A 19,660-nucleotide genomic window follows, 5' to 3' on the forward strand; every position below is an offset into this window, starting at 1 on the left:
GAGGAGCGTCGCTCCCCCCGGGACACCCCAAGGGCCCCGACGTCCCCAGATCGTCGAGGCCCTCTGAGGGTGCCGCGGCGGCCTGCCGCATCATCCTCGAGCAGATGGTGTCCGTGTCGTGTTCGCGCTCCCCAGTGCGCATGATCCCCAGATCCGACTGCGCCTCCCTCGCGCCTCTCCCTTCGAGGCCCTTCGCATGGCACCTTCCGAAGAACAGGAGCGAGCGGCCTCCCTTCTGATACATCGAATGGAGCAAAAGTTTCAGAATCCGCTGCCGTGGCACTGGAACGGGGCGCTCAGGCCGGTCTCGGCGGAGGCCCGCGCGAGCGCAACGGCCGGTGCGGCGCCTTCAGACAGGCCGGTGTGCACGGCGCTGAGCAGCTCGGCTGCGACGTCATCCGGAACGGCGACGGGGGCCGCGATCACGCAGTCGGCACCCGCGTGCAACCAGACCCGCGTCATACCCAACGCCTCTTCGCCCCACCGCACCGAAGAGCGCCCGAGCTCGCACGCAGACAGGATCACGGTCGACGGGACCTTCGGGATCAGGTCGACGTCGTAGCCGAACAGCACGCCGTCCGCGAGCTCGAATCCGGAGAACAGCGGGTTGTCCACCGCGTGCCTTCCGTGCGCGGCGATGTGGAGCACGTCGGTGGCCGCCGCGAGCTCGGTGACGGCGGCGACCGTCGCGTCCGAAGGCTCCAGGATTCGCGGTGTGCGGCCGGTCCCCCGCCAGGTCGCCGCCGCGCGCTCGATCTCTTCGGCGGCACGCGAGACCCGGGGACCGGCGGCGAAGCCGATCATCGACGGTGCCGTCCTCACGCGAGAGGGGCCGCCCAGCAGGCGGGAGGCAGACGTCGCGAGGGTGAAGGGCACGCCGGACATTCCGGGGAGCATCGCCCAGGGAACACCGCCGAGCACACCAGGCACCGTGATCGCGAAGCGCGTTGCGGACGGCGCGGCGGACTGCGCCGCATCGAGCAGCTCGGCGTCGAGGACCGCCAGCCGGGAGGTGAGCGCCCGCTCGGTGACCGAACCCATCAGTCCCCCACGCGTCAGCGCGGCCATATCGAGATCGGCGCGGAGGCCGTCGAGCGCCGTCCGCACCCGCCGCCACGACAGGTCGACGATGGTCGCGCCGGCCGATGTCGCGACCACGGCATGCAAGTCGGATCCGGTGAAGATGTATGACAGGACCGCCTGGTCCGGGGCGAGCAGCGCCGTCGCCTCCGCGAGCCCGAGCCGCTCCCTGGTTCCCCCGGAACCGGTCGTCGCCCACTGCCGCTCGCGCACCCTGTCGCGCAGTGCCCGCACTCTCGGATCCGTCGTCCAGTCGCCCCCGGCCAGCTCGGCGCGCAGCATCCGCAGCTCGGCCAGGTCCACCGCGAGCGACTCATCGTGAGGCGGTCGCACCGGGGCGACCTGCTGGCTGAGGTGCCGCGCACGCTCGGACCACTCGAACAGCGTGGCGGGGTCGCGCAATCGCGCTGCAGCAGAGAGCCCCGCGAACATCAGATCGCTGCCGTGCATGGCGACGGAGGCCTGGAGGTCGAGGGCGCCGAACGACTGCTGCCAGGCGGTGAGCAGCTCGAGCCCGTCTACGGCGGCGCGCAGGGCGTCGCGGTCACGACCGGCAGCCGCGGCGCGGGCGGCACGCACCTCCTCGGCGCGGAGGCGAAGGGGTGTCGGGGCGGTGTCGTCGATTCGCGGCAGGCGGCCCGAGCCATCACGGCGTGCACTCAGCCGCAGCCCCGTCGCCTCCGTGTGGAAGCCACTCCGCGCGAGGGCTTTCGCCGTCCGAGCGAACTCCGCGTCGTCGATGCGGCGATGCGGCTTCGCTCGCTGCTGCGCCTCCAGCCGCACCGCCTCTGCTCGGGCCGCCCACCCGTCGTTCGCGAGCGCGGTGAAGCGCCGCGCTGCGGTGCGTGCTGCGCGCTCGGCCGCGGCAGGATCATGACGCAGGAGAGAGCGAGCCAGGTGGAACTCCGACTCGCCTCTGGCCTGTCGCATCCGCTGGGCACCGAACTGGGCGGCGACCTGCTCGAGGAGTGCTTCGGCCTCGGTCGTGAGTCCCGCGTCGCGCAGCACCTCCGCGCGATCGAGGTCGCTGATGGCTGCAGCGAGATCGCTGATCGCGGCGAGCTTCGGGCGGGAACGTGTCATGAGGGTGAGCGCGGTGACGAGGTCGCCTCCGAGCAGGGCTGCGTACCCGAGGTTGTGCCTGGCCTCGGCGAGTGGCTCCTCGTCGCCGTTCGCCTCGTACACGGCCACCGCGCGCCGCAGATCCTGGATGCAGGTCTCGAGCTCGCGCTGCTGCATCCGCACCACCGAGCGGTTCATCAGGCAGTTCGCGAGCTCGGTCGTCTCGTCTCCGATCACGCTGAGCGTGTCGATCGCGCGGCTGAGCTCGATCTCCGCCTCGGCCAGCCGACCACCGTGCATGAGCAGTGTGCCGAGCTGTCCGCTGAGCACCGCGATCGTCTCGCTCCGCAGACCGGGTCGGCCGAGCGCTTCGCGGCACAGCTGTTCGGCGGCCGCCGGCTTCCCCGTCTGCGCGAGGACGTAGGCGACCGTGCCGTCGATGCGCGCGCGGAGATCGGGGTCGTCCGCGCGGACGGATGCCGCGTCGAGGGCACGCCTCGCCTGCGCGAACCGCCGGGCATTCGCCGCCTCGACTCCGCGCCGGTGCAGCTCGATCGCGGACAGGGGCATCCCTCCAGGATGCCGTGCTCACGGGCTGCGGGGAAGAGCGCGGACGGAGCGCGACACCCGTCGGGAGAAAGTTCATTCGTCGGATGACGCGCCGCGTCCTGATCCGGCATCCGTGCATTCGTCCTGCAGGTGCACCGCCAGGCGCCCCGGGCAGCCGCCCGGCACCAGGACGAGCCGCCCGCATCGGTACGGACGGCTCGTCCCGGGGGCGCGTCAGACGGGATCGACCGGGCTCGGCAGCGACTTCAGGACGGCGGCCACCGCCTTCGCCGCAGCGCTGGGGGTCGCTCCGCCGACCGGCACGGTGCCGAGCTGCGCGGCGACCCGCGCCGCGACATACGGCGCCGAGAACGACGTGCCGCTCCACACCGCGAAGCCTCCGCGATAGTCGTCGGGGTCGATCGTCTCGCGGCGCAGACCCTCGACGTCGGCCCTCGTCGCCGCCTGGGTGCCTCCCACGAACGCGGGCGAGGTGCTCACCACAGCGGCTCCGGGTGCGTAGGCCTGCACCCACGGACCGATGTTCGAGAACAGGGCGACCGACTGGCCGGACGGATTCAACGCTCCGACGGAGACGAGCGGTGCGTTCCTGTCCCGGCGGATGCCGTTGTCCGCGCCCGGCCATGGCCACAGGGATGCCGGGAAGGAAGGGCGATCGATCGCGTCGTTCCCCGCTGAGCACACCACCACGCAGCCGAGTTCGCGGGCCTTGGCGAGCAGCTGGTAGAGCGTGAGGCTGAACAGTCCGTCGGTCGGCGTCTCGTGGTAGTAGCTGAGCGACAGGTTCAGCACATCGATCGGGAAGCCCGTCTTCGGGTTCTCGCGGTGGCGCGCCAGCAACGTCACGACCTGGGCGACCGTCTCGAGGAGCGTGCTCTCGTCCACGACGCCGAGCGCTCCCGCCACCCGGATCGAGAGGATGTCGGCGTCGGGAGCAGCCTGTCGGACGAGCCCGGCGATGAAGGTGCCGTGACCGGCGACCGCGTCGATCTCCCCGTCGAGCTGCCCGTACAGGTCGGGGTAGCGCTCCGGATCGGCGTCATCGGTCAGCCCGACCGGCACTCCGTCGAGGTCGACGGTGCGGGTGACGATGTCAGCGGGAAGCCAGGCGTGCTCCCCGCAGCCGGTGTCGAGCACGGCGACGACGGGTCGTCGTCCACGCTTCGGGCTGGGACCGCGCACGGGTGCAGGCCCCAACCAGGTCACCGGCTGTCGTGCTCCGCGTCCGGGCTCGAGGTAGTCGTCGCTGCCGCCGGCACCACCCGCGCCGCGCACCGGGTTGGTGCGGGTGAACGGATTGGTGCGGGTGAACGGGTTCGTCCTGGTGAACGGATTGAGCCCGACCGGATCGATGGAGAGCACGTGGTCGAGGCTCGTGCGCGGCATCGTGGAGCGGGACATGCGGCGTGCGCGCTGGAGCACCCGCCAGGCATCCGGTGCGACGGGCGATTCGCCGCGCACCGGCTCATCCGGCGTGCGCAGTCGTGCGCGCAGGAAACCGGGAACTCCCGGCACCAGCTCGCCGTCGACCGCTGAGCGGGTGTCGTCCTCGATCTCGAGCTGCCAGCCGAACGTGTCCGCCGCGTCGCGGAGCGTGCGCACCTCCCGGTCGTAGGCCTCCTCATCGCCGAGGGCACGGGTGATCAGCAGGCGTTCCGGCAGGTACGCCGTCGGAAACGCACGGATACCGTCCACCGGCTCCGTGCTCGGGTCGAGCGCCGTGCCCCGTCGGATCGATCCCTCCGCGCGGTCCTGCCAGGTCCATCCCTTGGGCTGATCCATGCGTCATCCTCTTCCTGCGGGCGGACCCGCGTCTTCATCGACGGGCGGCGCCCGTGGTCACAGCTCGAACTGCGGGGTCGCCAGCGTGCGCGTCTCGTTCCCGATCACGGTGGTCAGCCGAACGTGTGTGAGACCGGGCGGGACGTCGTCGAACACGAAGCGTCCGGTCTCCTCCGGCGTGGTCGACCTGGTCTTCTCGCCCTGCGTCAGGACGATCTCGGCGGCTGCGGTGTCGACCCAGCCATCGACGCGACGGCGTCCGGAAGCCGTCGTCGTCACGTGCAGCAGGATGCTCGTCGATCCGTCGCTGAACTGCAGGGTGAGCGCGTCGGCCTCGCCCCGCACCGCGCCGAGCTGCCCTTCGACCAGGGTGAGCAGCGCGTATTCGCGGTTCAGGCCGTCGGCGGCGACCGCGGCGACCATGCGGTCGATGAGGCCGGCGGGCATCGGATCCACCTCGCTCCACAGGGAGCGGAGCCGGGCGAACATCTGGGCGTCCTCGTGTTCGGTCATGCGAATCCCCCTGCCTGCGCTGTCGGTGGCGCGTCCAGCAGGGCGCGTAGTTTCGCGAGGCACCGATTCCGCGTGGGGCCGATGCTGCCGACGGGCATGGCGAGGTCGGTGGCGATGCGGGCGTAGTCCGGACGATCCTCGAAAGCGATCACGCGCAGCAGCTTCTGACAGCGCTCGTTCAGACGCCGCACAGCCGCCCACAATCGGCGGTTCTCGTCGCCGAGGGTGGCGTGCTCTTCGGCCGACGCCTGTTCGGGCAGCAACGTGTCGAGGTCGTCCGCGTCGGTCGTGTCGACCTTGCCGTGCGCTTTCGCGACCTTCCAGGCCTCCCGGCGGGCAGTGGTCGTGAGCCAGGCCGACACGGCCCGTGAGTCGCTGATCGAGTCGTGGCCGCGGACGAGTCGCAGCCAGGTGGTCTGCACGACGTCTTCGGCGAGGGTGCGCTCCAGCCCGTAGGCACGCACGACGTGCCAGAGCACGGGCGTCATCAGCCGTACGAGCTCGTCCATCGCGCGGCTGTCGCTCTCGCGCCATGCGTCGAACAGATCCGCGGCGCGCTCCCAGCGTGCGCGCCCGTCGTCCGAGGCAGGATCGTGAGCGGTGCCGGGTGCACCGTCGATCATGAAGCCCATTGTGATCACACCTACCAGGAGCGCGGCAAGGGCTTTCTGATACATGTCTGCATCCAAGAATCCGCGCGGATGATCGCGCGGGGAGGCCCATAGAAGAAGTCGATACCGTGGAGGGGTGATCCCCCTCGCCATCGTGCTGTTCCTCAACGCCGCCTTCAACGCCCTGGTCTGGCCGCAGTTCTACAAGCGTGTGGCCAGGGACCCCCGCGCGCGGGACGAGAACGGCAAGGCCACGGCGTTCCTCAAGGTGCATGCCGTCCTCATCGCGGTCGCGCTCGTGCTCGCTCTCGTGTCACTGCTGGCGGGGATCGCCGCGCTGACCGGAGCGCTCTAGCGCCGACCGCGTTCTCCTGGGAGCTCAGGCCCTCTCGTACTGCTTCGCGTGCTCGGCCCAGCGGGACTCGACGGGCAGAGCGCGCAGCGCCCGGTTGCCGAGGGCCATCGCCACGGCGACGAGGCAGAGCGCTGCGCACACCAGGGTGGTCCACTCCCGGCCGATCCAGGCGAGGCCGAAGCCGGCGATGAGTGGTGCCAGCGGCATCGCGCCCATGCCGAGAACACCGGCAGCACTGTTGGCACGCCCCAGCAGGTGGCTCGGGGTCGCGACCATGAAGTAGCCCATCATGCCGGCGTTGAGCGCCGGGACCAGCAGCACCGAGACGCCGAGCACCACGGCGATGATCAGCGGGTCGGTGACCATCGACAGCACGATGGCACCTGCCGAGATCACGGAGAGCCCCGCGATCGCCAGGATTCCGGCCTTGATGCGCGGGATGAGCAGCGGGGCCACCACGGCTCCCGCGAGCATCACGGCGCCGATCGACGCGCTCAGGGTGCCGATCAGAAGCTCGGAGTGTCCGTCCTGCTGGAGGGCGTAGATGATGGTGGTGATCGTGGCGTTGAAGCCGAGGTTGATGACCGTCGTGATGAGCAGCACTCCGCCGAGGTCTGGCCGGGAGAGCAGCCACCCGAATCCTTCGCGGAGCTCCTTCCACGCGTTGGGCTTGGCCGCGGGCGGGGCGGTCGAGGTGCCGAAACCCAGACCATCCGCCGTGCCCGCGGCGTGTTCGGGCTCGACGCGCTGCGCAGCACGCAGATGGTCTGGGTTTTCGCCCGCGTCGACCACTCCGGCGCGACGCGCCTGACGCCCCAGCATCCACGCGGTCAGGGCCGCGATCACGTGGCACAGGGTCATGACCACGCCGACGAGCCAGCCGCCGACGCCGAGCAGCAGACCGCCGAGCGGACCACCCGCGAGCTGGAGAGCGGCATCACGCCCCTGATTCGCTGCCTGGGCGCGCCCCATCGCATCGTCGGGAACGATCTCCTTGATGGCGCTCTCGCCGGCGACGTCGAAGAGTCCGCTGCGCGCGGCGAGCAGTACGTCGACCACGAGCAGCGACCCGAAGGTCAGGGCGTCCCCCAGGGCGAGAAGCGTGAAGCCGCCAGCCAGCACGATGCCGATGAGCGAGCCGAGGAGCATCAGCGCGATACGGCGATGGCGGTCGGCGAGCACGCCACCCGCAAGGGTCGTGAGGAGTCGGGCCGCCATCCCGACCCCGCCGATGATGCCCGCCTGAGCAGGGTCGTTCGTCACGATCAGAGCGAGCAGGGGGATCGCGAAGCCGAACAACGCGCCGGCGAGCCCCTTGCTCGTATCGCTCACCAGCCAGGTCAGATAGCGCGTGTTCCGCCACAGGCGATGAGGCTCGGTGAGGGTGGTCATGCGTCGAGACTAGATGCGCAAGAAGTATTGCGCAAGTCTTATTGCGCAATGGGAAGTGCGGGTAGGATCGGGGGATGACGGAGGATCGCACGAAGAGCGCGCGCGATGACCCCGCCTGGATGACATCGGCCATGCTGAAGGCCTACTCGCACCCGCTTCGGCGCCAGATGATCCGCCTCTTCGCCCGGCGGGACTTCCTGCGCGCCGCCGACATCGCCGCGGAACTGGGCGTGCCGGCGAACAGCGCCAGCTTCCACCTGCGCGCGCTCGCCGATGCCGGGCTGATCGAAGAGGCGCCGGAGAAGGCCCGCGATCGGCGCGACCGCGTCTGGACGGGGCACAAGGGCCCCCTCAACGTGGGCGGCCCGGAGAGTCCGGTCGCCGACGAGGAGCTCGGCAGCGCCGTGATCGCCGCGCTGGTCGAGGATCACCACGACCTGATGCGCCGCGTGACCGCCTGGACGCCTGAATACGTCGCCGGTCGCACGGCAGAGGTGCACGCCGCCTTCACCCAGCGCACGATGCGGTTGACCGAGGCCGAATTCGACGACCTGATGGTGAAGATCAACGACGTGATGAGTGCTGCCGACGATGCGCACGACGACACCGACCCCGATGGCCGTTACTGGCAGGTGGATGTGATCGCCGCCGACGACACCATCTGACGCGGCTACTCGACCTCCTCCTCCCTCTTTCCGGAGGGGGAGCCTGTACCGCTCAGGATCAGGATGCGTCGCAGGTGCATGGCGGTGAGCACTCCCGGACCCATCGACCGTCGGACGTCGACCGTGCGATCGTCGACGGTCTCGAGGAGCAGCCGGATCGCGCGCGCCGCCTCGGCGCGGACGCGGTGATCCTCGCTCGAGGAGGCATCGCCGTGCGCGATCACCTCGGCCACCGCATGGCACGCGGCCGACAGGGGCTCCGGGAGAGCGGGGTCGAGTGCCAGTCCGGCCGGCCGCTCCCAGATGGTGTCGGCGATCTCGTCGGCGATGTCGCGGATGAGGTGGCCGATGCGATCGAGGGCAGCGAGTTCATCGTGGCTCTGCTGGATCCGTGAGCGGTGTCCCTTGGCGCGAGGATTGCCGCGACGACTCTCCTCCGCCTCGGTCAGGGCCGCCCTCAACTCCGAGGAGGTGTCGGCCAGCGATGCCGCGTCGTCGGCCCACTGCTCGTGCTCGGGAGGCCACGACTCCGAGACCGCCGAACCGATGTCGTGCAGATGCGCGGCCAGCTGCTCACGGAAGTCGGCCACCCGTCCCGCTGCTGCCATGGTGAGCGGTGCCGGCGCGATGACAAGGTTCACCACCAGGCCGACGATCACCCCGACCGCCATCTGCGTCAGATACCCGAGCGAGTAGTCGTCGGCGTTCTGCCCGCCGATGATCAGCACGAACAGGGCGGCCATCGGCACATACTCGCGACCGACGCCGAACCACCCCGTCCCCGACACGAGGACGCCGAGGCCGACGACGAGAGGGATCGACCACCAGGACGGACCCACCGTGATCACGATGAGTGTCGCCAGGCCGATTCCGGTGGCCAGCCCGAGCAAGGTCTGCAGACTCGATCTCGCCGAGCCCATCAAGGTCGGATACATGCTCACCAGCGCGCCGAGCGGAGCGTAGTAGGGGTACTCGTCGGTGACACCGGGCATGTGCGGTGCGATCGCCCAGGCCAGCCCGACCGCGAGCATCGTCTTCGCGACGAGCAGGAGGCGCGCGGGGAGCACGGCTTCATGCAGCGAGCGGGCGATACCCGAACGGCGGGCCCGCAGACGAGGAGGGATCTTCACGCGCACCGAGCGTAGTGACCGTCGCGGCTCTTCGGCACCCGGTTGCGTCCGCCGTGCTCCGAAGCTAGGGGGATCCGGTGACGAAAGCCACGATGCCGCGACCGCACGGGGTGTGCGGTCGCGGCATTCGTGTTCTCTCGCGGAGGATCAGGGGATGGTCCTGCGGAACGCGAGGAACGACACTCCCGTGAAGATCGCGGTGAGAAGGAGTCCCCACAGTGCCAGTCCCAGCGCGCCGAGGTCCATGATCGCCGCGCCGACGTGGTTCCACAGGTCGAGACGCGTCGCCAGGAACACCAGTCCGATGAGCACCAGCGAGAGCCCGATGCTGACGATGAGGAGCACCAGCTGTCCCCAGCTCTTGTAGATCGTCGCCCCGGTGAACCCGAGCACGAAGAAGAACAGGGCCAGGGTGAAGTACACCACGAAGGCGCCGAGGGGCCCGGCGTCCCACAGCCACGGCAGGTAGAAGACGTAGCCGTTCACGCCGTAGCCGTTCGTGGCGACCTCGATGCCGCCGCCGATCAGGAACAGGATTCCCATGAGGGCACTGCCGAGGATCGCCGTCAGCAGCGTGCCGAAGAAGAACTCCCTGCGGGTGATGCTCATGGCCTGCGAGAACGGGAAGGTCAGAGTCATCGCCGACATGCCGATCGCGAAGAAGTACCACAGCGGAGCCTGGCCGCCTCCGCCGTACTTGGGGGTGTCGACCGGGATCATCGCGTAGATGATGACCGAGATCACGACGGCTGCGGCGAGGATGATCAGCGGATACCAGACGAAGGTGCCCTTGTTGATCAGCTGCAGGCGGATGACGTTGACCGTGCGTCGCATCAGCGCACCTCCTCTTTCGCTGCGTTCTCTCTCGTGGGATCGGTCGCGACCTTCTGCGTGAGCCGCACGACCAGCTGCTGCAGCGAGACGGGTGCGAGGTCGAGTCCGGACGCGGTGATCTCGGCGCGATCCTCCGACGACACGGCGCCGAGGACGGTGACCGACGCAACCCGGCCGAGCGACTCCCGGTGCAGCACCTCCCGCGCCCCCACCCAGGCGTCGACCTTGGCGGCGTCGCCCACCACGGTCACGGCGCGTTCGCGGACCGCATCCGTGTCTTCGTTGAGCAGGATGCGCCCATCGTCGATCACGATGACCTTCTCGATGAGGTTCGACACCTCGTCGATCAGGTGCGAGGACAGGATGATCGTGCGCGGATGCTCCGCGTAGTCCTCCACCAGTCGGTCGTAGAAGATCTGTCTGGCGACGGCATCGAGGCCGAGGTAGGGCTCGTCGAAGAAGGTGATCTCGGCGCGCGAGGCGAGACCGATGATCACGCCGACGGCGGAGAGCTGACCGCGCGAGAGCTTCTTGATCGTCTGCTTCATCGGCAGCTGGAACTCGGCGATGAGTTCGTCGGCGAGCGCCTGGTCCCAGTTCGGGAAGAACAGGCTCGCAGCCTTGAAAGCGTGCTTGGGATACGCGTCGTCCGGATACTTCTGGCTCTCGCGGACGAAGCAGATCCGACTGAGCACGTGCGCGTTCTCGTACGGGTGCTCGCCGAAGACCTTGATGGTTCCGGATGATTCGAAGTTCTGCGCGGTGAGGATGGACATGAGCGTGGTCTTGCCTGCACCGTTCCGGCCGAGGAGGCCGTAGATCGCGTCTCCCTCGATGGCGAGCGACACGTTGTCGAGCGCTCGCTTCTCCTTGTAGCGCTTGGTGAGGTTCTGCACCTCGATGACGGTGGTCATGCGGGGGTCTTCCCTTCTGCGTCGATGTTCAGTGCGGCGCGCTGCCTGAGCAGCGCCGCGAGATCTTCCGCGCCCAGCCCGAGCGTGCGGGCCTCGGCGAGGAGCGGGTCGATGTAGCGATCGGCGAACGCGGCGCGGCGCTCGCCGAGGAGCAGCTCCCTGGCACCGTCGGCGACGAACATGCCGATGCCTCGGCGCTTGTAGAGCACTCCCTTGTCGGTGAGCATGGCGACTCCCTTCGCTGCGGTGGCGGGGTTGATCCGGTAGAACGCGGCGAGCTCGTTCGTGGAAGGGGCCTGCGCCTCCTCGCTGAGTGTGCCGTCGACGATCGAGTCCTCGATCTGCTCGGCGATCTGGAGGAAGAGCGGCTTGCCTTCTTCGATCACGAGTCCTCCGCGTGGTTTGTGGGTTAGTTACTTGACTAAGTAACCACAGAACCTGGATGAGTGTCAAGGGGGGCAGCCGCTGGTGCCAAAACCCAGACCATCCGGTGCCCGCTCCGCGCGTCGGCCTCGGCCGTAGGAGTGACACGCGTGATGCGGGTGGAAGGTCTGGGTTTTCGCGGAGGTGCGCGGAGGGGTGCGGGTGCGGAGGTGCGGGTGAGGGTGTGGGGTGCGGAGTGATCAGGAGTCGCGGCGGTGCTCGCGCCAGTCCTCGACGATCTGCAGCATGCGCGTGGAGAGGAAGCGGAAGAACTCGGCGAGCTCGATCGCGCGGTCGTGGGCGCCCTGATCGTCGTCGTGCTCCGCGGCGATCTCGTCGATGTACTCGGAGAGGCGCGAATACACCGGCATGTTCCCGACGATCGAGTTGTAGAACGGATCGTGCACGAACTCGTAACGGTCGCGCCGGTCGCCGGGACGGGAGCGACGCTGGATGAAGTGCAGCTGCTGCAGGTAGCGCACCGCACCGGAGACGGCGGCGGCCGAGACGCCCAGGCGCTCGCCGAGCTGGGCGGCCGTGTACCCGCCCTCGGGAGCGGCGACCAGCGCCATCATCACGCGCGCCGGCATCCGGGGCATCCCGGCGGCGGTCATCATGGCGGCGGCCTGCTCGGCGGGTTCCATCCCGCGGTGGGAGTCGGGCGAGGGTGCGCCGCTGTCGTCGGGCATCGTGCTCCTCCTAGGCTCCGGGGGCGAGCTCACGGCGTCGCATCAGGGTCAGGGCTCCTGCGCCTCCCGCGACCAGGGCGAGCACGAGCCACCACAGGCCGCGTACATCCACGCCGCTGCCGTCCACCACCGGGGTCACCCCGAACGGCGAGAGGTTCATCGTCCATTCCGGCAGTCCGAACAACGGACCGAACATCCCGAACAGGGTCGCCAGCAGGACGAGGCTCCACGCGACGGCCGTCGTCGCGCGCGGGAGCAGGACGAAGACGAGCGCGGTGAGCACGGCGAAGACCGATGCGGCGATCGCCTGGCCGAGCCCCGCCACCGCCACGATCCGATAGAGCGAATCAGCGCCGCCGTTCACCCGGATCCCGACCCACCCGGCGAGCACCGCGGCGGCGACCACGATCAGCACCGCGACCACGCCGACGATCACGTAGTCGGCGAGCCAGCGCACACGACCGACCGGGGTCGCGAGCACGGCCTCGGCAGTGCCGCGCGCCTCCTCCTGCCGCGCGCGCACCACGATCTGTACGGCGCAGCACGCTGCGAGGATCCCGAGAAGGGTGAAGAACACGGTGACCACGACCTCGTCGAGCCCGCCCGTCGCTCCGCCGATCTTGGTCAGGATGTCGGCCACTGCCGGGTTCTCGCCCGAGATCCGGTCGACCAGTCCGCTCAGCGTGGTGGCGAGGATGCCGGTGATCGCTCCGCCGACCGCCCACCCCACGATCGCCCCGGACGTGAGCCGCCACACCAGGGCATGCGGCGAGGCGAGCACGGGCCGTGCCGAGACCCTGCCGGGGCGCTCCGCGACGAAACTCGCATCGATGTCTCGCAGCGACTGGAGGGCGACGGATGCGCCGGCGAGCACGAGTCCGAAGGCCAGGCCGAGCAGCACCGGCCAGACCAGGTCGGAGTCATAGGGGCGGGACTGCTCCACCCAGCCGAAGGGGGACAGCCACGCCGGCCACGCGCTCGTCATGCTCGTGAGATCGTCGCTGGGGGTGCCCGCCGCGTTGCCGATGCCGCGGATCAGGAACATCGCCACGAGCACCCAGACCGTCAGGGAGTTCGCGCCTCGAGAGGTGCGCAGAAGCTGCGCGGCGACGAGGCCGACGCCGAAGAACGCGATGCCGCAGGATGCCGCCGCGGTCCCCGCCAGGATCGAGCCTGCGAGCGGAAGGCCGGTGGCGATCAGCGCGAGCGCGGTGAGCAGGGCCAGAGCGAGGTTTGCGATGACCCCGTGCACGATCGTCGCGACCGTCGGAAGGCGGCGTCCGGCGGGGGTGGCCCAGACGAGCTCAGCCCGTCCCGCCTCCTCGTCGCCCCGGGTGTGCCGTACGGCGAGGAAAGTGCTCATGAGAGCGGCGAGGAACGCCAGCCACGGCAGCACCTCGAAAGCCAGGAACGCCCCTTCGGATGTGCCGGACGGCAGCCCGCGGAACATCAGGATCACCGGATTCGCGAGCGCTGCCGCGAGGATGTTCTGCCGGTCGGCAAGAGTCGAGTACGACTGGCTGACACCGGCGTACCCGGCGAAGGCCATCAGCGCCGTACCGATGATCCACAGCGTGAGCTGCAGCCGATCGCGGCGCAGTCGCTGTCTCAGCAGCACGCCGAACGCGGTCATCACGCACGATCCTTCAGCGCGCGACGGGTGGAGGGCGCTTCGTGCTCCGCCTCGCCGTCCTCGGCCGCCTCGAGGCCGGCGAGGTCGTCGCCGTAGTGGCGCAGGAACAGCTCCTCGAGCGAGGGCGGGGCGACGCGGAGGTCGCTGATGCCGAGGGTGGCGAGTGCCGGAAGCACCGTCGCCGTGCGATCGCTGTCGACGGAGAGGCGGATGCGGTCGCCCTGCTGCACGGGGTCGTGCACGTCCGGGATGCGGCCGACCTGTTCGAGGGTCGCGCCGGCGGAGGCGAACGACACGTCGCTGCGGGTGAGATGACGCAGCTCCGACAGGGTCCCCGTCTCCACGACGCGGCCCGCGCGGATGATCGACACCCGGTCGCACAGCTGCTCGACCTCGCTCATGATGTGGCTCGACAGCAGCACGGTCGCGCCGTTCGCGTTGGCGCGGGCCACTTCACGCTGGAAGATGACCGCCATCAGGGGATCGAGTCCGCTGGTCGGCTCGTCGAGGATGTAGAGGTCGGCAGGCACGGCGAACGCCGCGATCAGAGCGACCTTCTGCCGGTTCCCCTTCGAGTACGCGCGGCCCTTCTTGCGCGGGTCGAACTGGAACGCGTCCATCAGGCGCTTCTTCTCGTGCTGGTAGGCCGTGTCCTTCGCGCGGGCGCCGCGCAGCCGTGCGAGCAGGTCGACGGCTTCGCCCCCGGACAGGTTCGGCCAGACGCTGACGTCTCCTGGCACGTAGGCGATGCGTCGGTGCAGGTCGACGGCGCGATCCCAGGGGTCTTCGCCGAAGACCTCGACCTCACCCCCGGTGCGCCGCGCGAGGCCGAGGAGGATGCGGATGGTGGTCGACTTGCCCGCGCCGTTCGGGCCGAGGAACCCGTGCACCTGGCCCTGCCCGACGGTGAGATCGAGGCCGTCGAGTGCGTGCACATGGCCGTAGTGCTTCGTGAGGTCGCGGGTGGCGATGACGGTGGTCATGCGCGGGAGCGTACGCCCGATTCACAAAGTTGTGAATCGGGCGAAAACAACACATGCGAAATCCTTACGACGCCCGCGTACAGTGGGCTGGTGCCGGAGTTCCCCTACAGTCGCCTGCGCCGCTGGCCCGACGTCGAGGCGGAGAACCTGCAGGCGTATGACGCGACCGACCTGCTGCTCGTGCAACGGGCACTCGCGCTCGAGGTGCCAGGCTCCGAGACGGTCGTGATCGGCGACGAGTACGGCGCGATCACGCTCGCTCTGGCCGCTGCAGGGCGGCACGGCATCCGCGTGCATCAGGACCTCGCGACCGGTCGGCGCGCACTGCAGCGCAACGCGGAGGAGCTCGGGCTTGCAGGTGCTTCCGGCCGAAACGGAGACGACTTCGATGCGACGCGGCGCGTCGTGGAGCAACCCGCCGCGGGCGAGACGGGTGGTCTGGGTTTCGGCCTGCTGTTCCGCCCGCACGAGCTCGACGCCGACCTGCTCACCGGTGCGAAGCTGGTGCTGCTGCAGCTGCCGAAGTCGCTCGCGGAACTCGAGGAGATCGCCGACGCCGTGGCTCGCTGGGCTGCTCCCGACGTGGTTCTCGTCGCCGGAGGCCGCGTGAAGCACATGTCCCTCGGCCAGAACGAGGTGCTGGGGCGGAGCTTCGCGCACGTGCAGGCCCAACGCGCCGAGCGGAAGTCACGACTGATCCTGGCGTCGGAACCGCGCCCCGTCCCCGCGGACCCGCCGTTCCCGGTGACGGCGCATCACGACGGACTGACGCTGGTCGCCCACGGAGGTGCCTTCGCGGGGCCGCGCCTGGACATCGGAACGCGGGTGCTGCTGGAGGTGCTCGGCCTGACCGGTGCACGACTCCGCAAGAATGCACCGGATCGGCGTGATCCGGACCGGAACGGGCTGGAGAACGGACGTTCTTCCGGAGTTGTTCACGACACTGCGGACCGACGCGTGCTCGACCTCGGCTGCGGCACCGGCGCGCTCGCCGTCTCCTATGCCCTCGCACACCCCGACGCCCAGGTGACGGCCACGGACAGGTCGGCCGCTGCAGTGGCATCCGCCCGCGCGACGGCGGCTGCGAACGGAGTCGCCGACCGGGTCGCGGTCACGCACGACGACGCCGGCTCCGCGCTTCCCGATGCCTCCTTCGACGTGGTGCTCCTGAACCCGCCGTTCCACCTCGGCGCGAGCGTGCACACGGGAGCGGCGACGCGGCTGTTCGAGGCCGCCGCCCGTGTGCTCCGACCCGGCGGAGAGCTGTTCGCGGTGTACAACTCCTCACTCGCTTATCGCCCCGAGCTCACCCGTCTGATCGGGCCGACCACGCAGCTCGCCCGCACCCCGAAGTTCACCGTGACCCGCAGCATCCGGAGCGCGCGGACCTCGGATTCCTGACCGCGGAACCACCGTGGGAGGGATTGTTGAATACCCGTGCAATCCCCCGGTCAGCCACCGAAACGAGACCACCTCGCCCGACCGGGATTTGCCCCTGATCGGCCATTTCGTTACGTTGGTCTGTGGGCCTGACGGCCCGAAGACCAGTCCGCGACCACGTCCTTCTTTCGATGAGCTGTGCTGCGAAGAGGCGTGGACGTACGGTCGATGCTCTATCGCGGCAGATCCGAAATCCGCCGTCCGTGCCGCCACAGCAGACATGTCGAACGGCCTTGAGAGGATCACCCGGGCGTAACCGAAGCAGGCTCAGCCACCCGAAGGCGAGCCGCAGGGGAAACGTGTCCGAAATCGCTCTCGAAGCGCGCAATCTGTACAAGGTTTTCGGTAAGAATCCGAACGCCGCCGTCCGTCGCCTGAAGGCCGGTGAGAGCCGATCCGCCGTCGCGGATGCCGGCACCGCCGCGGTCATCGACGCCAGCTTCTCCGTCAACCGCGGAGAGATCTTCGTCATCATGGGCCTGTCGGGATCCGGCAAGTCCACCATCATCCGCATGCTCAACGGGTTGCACGACGTCACCGACGGCACCGTCACCGTGAACGGCGATCCCATCACCGGCATCCCGTCGTCGCGACTCCGCGAGATCCGTCGCGACCGCATCTCGATGGTCTTCCAGCACTTCGCCCTGCTGCCGCACCGCACGGTCGCTGCGAACGTCGCGTACCCGCTGGAGCTCAAGGGCGCCCCGAAGGCCGAGCGCCTGGCGAAGGCGGAGGAGATCCTCTCGCTGGTCGGGCTCGAGGGGCAGGGCGAGAAGCTCCCGTCCGAGCTCTCCGGTGGCATGCAGCAGCGCGTCGGCATCGCCCGTGCGCTCGCCGCCGACAGCGACATCCTGCTGATGGACGAGGCGTTCAGCGCCCTCGACCCCCTGATCCGGCGCGAGATGCAGGAGCAGCTGCTCGAACTGCAGCAGAAGCTCCAGAAGACCATCGTGTTCATCACGCACGACCTGAACGAGGCGATGTTCCTCGGTGACCGCATCGCGGTGATGCGCGACGGCCGCATCGTGCAGATCGGCACGCCCGAAGACATCCTGATGGACCCGGCCAACGACTACGTCGAGCAGTTCGTGCAGGACGTCGACCGTGCCCGCGTGCTGACCGCGGCCAACGTGATGGAGCGCCCGCGCCCCGTCGTGCCGCACACCGCGGGACCCCGCACCGCCCTTCGGCAGATGCGCGACGCCTACATGTCGGCCACGTACGTGGTCGGCAAGGACCGGCAGCTCGTGGGTGTCGTCACCGACCGCGACGCGGTGAAGCTCGTGCGCAACGGCGCGACCACGCTCGACTCGATCATCAAGCCCGTGCTGCAGAGCGTGCGCGAGGATGACGTGCTCATGAACCTGTTCGTGCCGGCTGTGGAGTCGCCGCTGCCGCTCGCGGTCACGGATGCCGACGGCCGCCTGGTCGGGGTGATACCGCGCGTGACGCTGCTCGCCGCCCTCGGCCCCGGACCCGGGGCGACCGAGGAGATCACTCTCCCGCTCATGCCGATGCCGCAGGCCGAGATCGATGCGGTGCTCGATGACGGGTGGACCGCCGACCCGGTGGACGCCCCGACCACGGAGGAGGTGCGCTGATGGATGGCTTCCGCATCCCCGTAGGAACCTGGATCGAGTCGGTCGTCGACTGGGTCAAGGACAACCTCGACGGTCTGCTCGACGTGATCTCGTTCGTGATGAGCTTCCTCGTCGACGGCCTCACGAGCATCCTGCTCGCACCGAACTTCGTGGTCATCATCGTGATCGCCGCGCTCATCGCCTGGGTCGTGCGCTCATGGCAGCTCGCGATCGGCACGGTCGTGTCGTTCGGACTGATCGTCGGGATGGACCTCTGGGTTCCCGCGATGCAGACCCTGGCGCTCGTGCTCGTCGCCGCCATCATCGCGGTGCTGATCGCCGTGCCGCTGGGCATCTGGTCGGCGCGCAACGCCACCGTCCGCGCCGTGCTCAAGCCCGTGCTCGACTTCATGCAGACCATGCCGGCCTTCGTGTACCTGATCCCGGCGATCGTGTTCTTCGGCATCGGCGTGGTGCCCGGCCTCGTGGCGACCGTGATCTTCGCGCTGCCCCCTGGCGTGCGCCTGACCGAGCTCGGCATCCGCGGGGTCGACTCCGAGACCGTCGAGGCGGGGCAGGCGTTCGGCGCGAAGCCGGGCCAGATCCTGCGCGGCATCCAGCTTCCGCTCGCGATGCCGACCATCATGGCCGGCGTCAACCAGGTCATCATGCTCGCCCTGTCGATGGCGGTCATCGCCGGAATGGCGGGAGCGGACGGCCTCGGGAAGATGGTGGTCGAGGCGATCTCGACCATCAACATCCCCAAGGGCGTCGAGGCAGGCCTCGGTGTCGTGTTGATCGCGGTCTTCCTCGACCGGGTCACTGCGGCGCTGGGAGCGCCGGGCGAGAACCGCTCGTCGCTGCTCGGCATGCTCGCACGGCGTCGCACTCCGAACGGTGGCGGAACAGCATCCGCTCCCACTCCCGAGGTCGTCGAGCAGCAGGACGCCGCGGCTGCGGCGGAACGCGCCGACGTCGCGCCGCGACGCAACGCCGTCGGCGGCGGCGTGCGCTGACACTTTCACCCCTACGGAACAACACCCATACGGAACGCAAGAGAGAGAAATCACATGAAGAAGAAGATCCTCGCAATCACCGCACTCGGCGCCGCAGCGGCGCTCACCCTCGCGGGCTGCAGCAGCGACGGCGCCGGCGGCACGGGCGGCGGCGACGGCAGCTCCGACGACAAGGGCACGATCACGCTGGGCTTCCTGCCCTCGTGGACCGACGGTCTGAGCACCGCCTACCTGCTGCAGGACCAGCTCGAGAAGATCGGCTACACGGTCGAGATGAAGACGCTCACCGAGGCAGGCCCGCTCTACACCGGGCTCGCCCAGGGCGACGTCGACATCTACCCGTCGGCGTGGCCGGAACTCACCCACGCCTCCTACATGGAGAAGTACGGCGATGACATCGAAGACCTCGGCAAGTACTACGAGAACGCCAAGCTCACGCTCGCTGTGCCGGAGTACTCCGAGCTGAACTCGATCGAAGACCTGGTGGGCAAGGGCGGCGAGTTCGACGGCAAGATCTACGGCATCGAGCCGGGCGCGGGCCTCACCGCCCAGACGCAGAAGATGATGCCGGAATACGGTCTCGACGGCGAGTACGAGCTCGTCACCTCGTCGACCGCGGCGATGCTCACCGAGTTGAAGACCGCGACCGACAAGCAGGAGGACATCGTCGTGACGCTGTGGCGTCCGTTCTGGGCCAACGACGCCTTCCCCGTGAAGGACCTCGAAGACCCGAAGGGTGCGATGGGCAAGGCCGAGGGCCTGCACTTCCTGGGCACTGACGGCTTCGCCGAGGAGTTCCCCGAGGCCGCCGAGCTGATCGAGAAGATCAAGCTCGACGACGAGCAGTACGGTGCGCTCGAAGACCTCGTGGTCAACGAGTACGGCGAGGGCAAGGAAGCCGACGCGGTCGACGAGTGGCTGAAGCAGTACGGCGACCAGTTCGACTGGACCGTCACCAGCTGACACCGCTCCCGCTTCACGAAGGAGG

At 69.2% G+C, this 19,660-nt stretch carries 18 protein-coding genes; 6 read left to right on the forward strand and 12 right to left on the reverse strand.

Translation table 11 applies throughout. The features are described 5' to 3' along the window. Window positions 1-261: 261 nt before the first annotated feature. From AB4070_RS12795 to AB4070_RS12810, 4 genes are all read right to left on the reverse strand, one after another. On the reverse strand, window positions 262-2,712 hold the full coding sequence (locus AB4070_RS12795; RefSeq protein ID WP_441980412.1) for a CHAT domain-containing protein: 2,451 nt from the start codon (window positions 2,710-2,712) through the stop codon (window positions 262-264). Window positions 2,713-2,925: 213 nt separating this feature from the next. After that, on the reverse strand, window positions 2,926-4,494 hold the full coding sequence (locus tag AB4070_RS12800; protein WP_441980413.1) for a S8 family peptidase: 1,569 nt from the start codon (window positions 4,492-4,494) through the stop codon (window positions 2,926-2,928). Between the two features lie 57 nt (window positions 4,495-4,551). Further along, the gene (locus AB4070_RS12805; RefSeq protein ID WP_441980414.1) at window positions 4,552-5,007 is read right to left on the reverse strand and encodes a hypothetical protein; all 456 of its coding nucleotides are present in this window, start codon (window positions 5,005-5,007) and stop codon (window positions 4,552-4,554) included. Continuing rightward, a complete protein-coding gene (locus AB4070_RS12810; protein ID WP_441980415.1) occupies window positions 5,004-5,684 on the reverse strand; it encodes an RNA polymerase sigma factor in 681 nt (226 codons plus the stop codon). The genes AB4070_RS12805 and AB4070_RS12810 overlap by 4 nt, the downstream gene beginning before the upstream one ends. A 70-nt stretch (window positions 5,685-5,754) precedes the next feature. Here AB4070_RS12810 and AB4070_RS12815 point away from each other — a divergent pair, with 70 nt between their 5' ends. Further along, the gene (locus AB4070_RS12815; RefSeq protein WP_441980416.1) at window positions 5,755-5,973 is read left to right on the forward strand and encodes an SCO4848 family membrane protein; all 219 of its coding nucleotides are present in this window, start codon (window positions 5,755-5,757) and stop codon (window positions 5,971-5,973) included. 24 nt (window positions 5,974-5,997) lie between these two features. On the opposite strand, the gene AB4070_RS12820 is transcribed toward AB4070_RS12815, so the two are convergent. Then, window positions 5,998-7,365: an MFS transporter gene (locus AB4070_RS12820; protein WP_441980417.1), complete on the reverse strand. Its 1,368-nt coding sequence runs from the start codon at window positions 7,363-7,365 to the stop codon at window positions 5,998-6,000. Window positions 7,366-7,439: 74 nt separating this feature from the next. On the opposite strand from AB4070_RS12820, the gene AB4070_RS12825 reads away from it, so the two are divergent. Next, the gene (locus tag AB4070_RS12825) at window positions 7,440-8,030 is read left to right on the forward strand and encodes a winged helix-turn-helix domain-containing protein (RefSeq protein WP_058630841.1); all 591 of its coding nucleotides are present in this window, start codon (window positions 7,440-7,442) and stop codon (window positions 8,028-8,030) included. 5 nt (window positions 8,031-8,035) lie between these two features. Here the strand turns inward: AB4070_RS12825 and AB4070_RS12830 are convergent, their stop codons facing one another. The 7 genes from AB4070_RS12830 to AB4070_RS12860 all read right to left on the reverse strand — a co-directional run bounded on the left by AB4070_RS12830 (window position 8,036) and on the right by AB4070_RS12860 (window position 14,636). Continuing rightward, on the reverse strand, window positions 8,036-9,160 hold the full coding sequence (locus tag AB4070_RS12830; RefSeq protein WP_441980418.1) for an FUSC family protein: 1,125 nt from the start codon (window positions 9,158-9,160) through the stop codon (window positions 8,036-8,038). A 147-nt stretch (window positions 9,161-9,307) separates the two neighbouring features. Beyond that, window positions 9,308-9,994, reverse strand: coding sequence for a hypothetical protein (locus AB4070_RS12835; RefSeq protein WP_441980419.1), 687 nt, complete (start codon window positions 9,992-9,994; stop codon window positions 9,308-9,310). Beyond that, on the reverse strand, window positions 9,994-10,908 hold the full coding sequence (locus tag AB4070_RS12840; RefSeq protein WP_441980420.1) for an ABC transporter ATP-binding protein: 915 nt from the start codon (window positions 10,906-10,908) through the stop codon (window positions 9,994-9,996). Before AB4070_RS12840 ends, AB4070_RS12835 begins: the two co-directional genes overlap by 1 nt. Continuing rightward, window positions 10,905-11,294 (reverse strand): GntR family transcriptional regulator, encoded by a 390-nt coding sequence (locus tag AB4070_RS12845; protein ID WP_282847811.1) that lies wholly within the window; start codon window positions 11,292-11,294, stop codon window positions 10,905-10,907. Before AB4070_RS12845 ends, AB4070_RS12840 begins: the two co-directional genes overlap by 4 nt. A 237-nt stretch (window positions 11,295-11,531) precedes the next feature. Beyond that, window positions 11,532-12,020, reverse strand: a complete 489-nt coding sequence (locus AB4070_RS12850; protein WP_441980421.1) for a GbsR/MarR family transcriptional regulator — start codon at window positions 12,018-12,020, stop codon at window positions 11,532-11,534. Between the two features lie 10 nt (window positions 12,021-12,030). After that, window positions 12,031-13,653, reverse strand: coding sequence for an ABC transporter permease (locus AB4070_RS12855; protein WP_441980422.1), 1,623 nt, complete (start codon window positions 13,651-13,653; stop codon window positions 12,031-12,033). Further along, on the reverse strand, window positions 13,653-14,636 hold the full coding sequence (locus AB4070_RS12860) for an ATP-binding cassette domain-containing protein (RefSeq protein ID WP_441980423.1): 984 nt from the start codon (window positions 14,634-14,636) through the stop codon (window positions 13,653-13,655). Before AB4070_RS12860 ends, AB4070_RS12855 begins: the two co-directional genes overlap by 1 nt. A gap of 90 nt (window positions 14,637-14,726) precedes the next feature. Here AB4070_RS12860 and AB4070_RS12865 point away from each other — a divergent pair, with 90 nt between their 5' ends. The 4 genes from AB4070_RS12865 to AB4070_RS12880 all read left to right on the forward strand — a co-directional run bounded on the left by AB4070_RS12865 (window position 14,727) and on the right by AB4070_RS12880 (window position 19,635). Next, complete coding sequence (locus AB4070_RS12865; RefSeq protein WP_441980424.1) at window positions 14,727-16,037, forward strand: class I SAM-dependent methyltransferase; 1,311 nt, start codon at window positions 14,727-14,729, stop codon at window positions 16,035-16,037. 338 nt (window positions 16,038-16,375) lie between these two features. Further along, window positions 16,376-17,677 carry a quaternary amine ABC transporter ATP-binding protein gene (locus AB4070_RS12870; RefSeq protein WP_441980425.1) on the forward strand — a complete coding sequence of 434 codons (1,302 nt, stop codon included), beginning with the start codon at window positions 16,376-16,378 and terminating at the stop codon, window positions 17,675-17,677. Further along, window positions 17,677-18,672, forward strand: coding sequence for an ABC transporter permease (locus tag AB4070_RS12875; RefSeq protein ID WP_441980426.1), 996 nt, complete (start codon window positions 17,677-17,679; stop codon window positions 18,670-18,672). The genes AB4070_RS12870 and AB4070_RS12875 overlap by 1 nt, the downstream gene beginning before the upstream one ends. A gap of 54 nt (window positions 18,673-18,726) precedes the next feature. Beyond that, window positions 18,727-19,635: a glycine betaine ABC transporter substrate-binding protein gene (locus AB4070_RS12880; RefSeq protein ID WP_441980427.1), complete on the forward strand. Its 909-nt coding sequence runs from the start codon at window positions 18,727-18,729 to the stop codon at window positions 19,633-19,635. Window positions 19,636-19,660 lie beyond the last annotated feature (25 nt).

Origin of the sequence: Microbacterium sp. 2RAF4, assembly GCF_052115285.1 — a bacterium.
GTDB lineage: Bacteria > Actinomycetota > Actinomycetes > Actinomycetales > Microbacteriaceae > Microbacterium > Microbacterium oxydans.

Coding starts and splice junctions, on each gene's coding strand:
- AB4070_RS12795 (WP_441980412.1), bottom strand. CDS start 2,712: ATGCCCCTGTCCGCGATCGAGCTGCACCGGCGCGGAGTCGAGGCGGCG.
- AB4070_RS12800 (WP_441980413.1), bottom strand. CDS start 4,494: ATGGATCAGCCCAAGGGATGGACCTGGCAGGACCGCGCGGAGGGATCG.
- AB4070_RS12805 (WP_441980414.1), bottom strand. CDS start 5,007: ATGACCGAACACGAGGACGCCCAGATGTTCGCCCGGCTCCGCTCCCTG.
- AB4070_RS12810 (WP_441980415.1), bottom strand. CDS start 5,684: ATGTATCAGAAAGCCCTTGCCGCGCTCCTGGTAGGTGTGATCACAATG.
- AB4070_RS12820 (WP_441980417.1), bottom strand. CDS start 7,365: ATGACCACCCTCACCGAGCCTCATCGCCTGTGGCGGAACACGCGCTAT.
- AB4070_RS12825 (WP_058630841.1), top strand. CDS start 7,440: ATGACGGAGGATCGCACGAAGAGCGCGCGCGATGACCCCGCCTGGATG.
- AB4070_RS12835 (WP_441980419.1), bottom strand. CDS start 9,994: ATGCGACGCACGGTCAACGTCATCCGCCTGCAGCTGATCAACAAGGGC.
- AB4070_RS12840 (WP_441980420.1), bottom strand. CDS start 10,908: ATGACCACCGTCATCGAGGTGCAGAACCTCACCAAGCGCTACAAGGAG.
- AB4070_RS12850 (WP_441980421.1), bottom strand. CDS start 12,020: ATGCCCGACGACAGCGGCGCACCCTCGCCCGACTCCCACCGCGGGATG.
- AB4070_RS12855 (WP_441980422.1), bottom strand. CDS start 13,653: ATGACCGCGTTCGGCGTGCTGCTGAGACAGCGACTGCGCCGCGATCGG.
- AB4070_RS12860 (WP_441980423.1), bottom strand. CDS start 14,636: ATGACCACCGTCATCGCCACCCGCGACCTCACGAAGCACTACGGCCAT.
- AB4070_RS12875 (WP_441980426.1), top strand. CDS start 17,677: ATGGATGGCTTCCGCATCCCCGTAGGAACCTGGATCGAGTCGGTCGTC.
- AB4070_RS12880 (WP_441980427.1), top strand. CDS start 18,727: ATGAAGAAGAAGATCCTCGCAATCACCGCACTCGGCGCCGCAGCGGCG.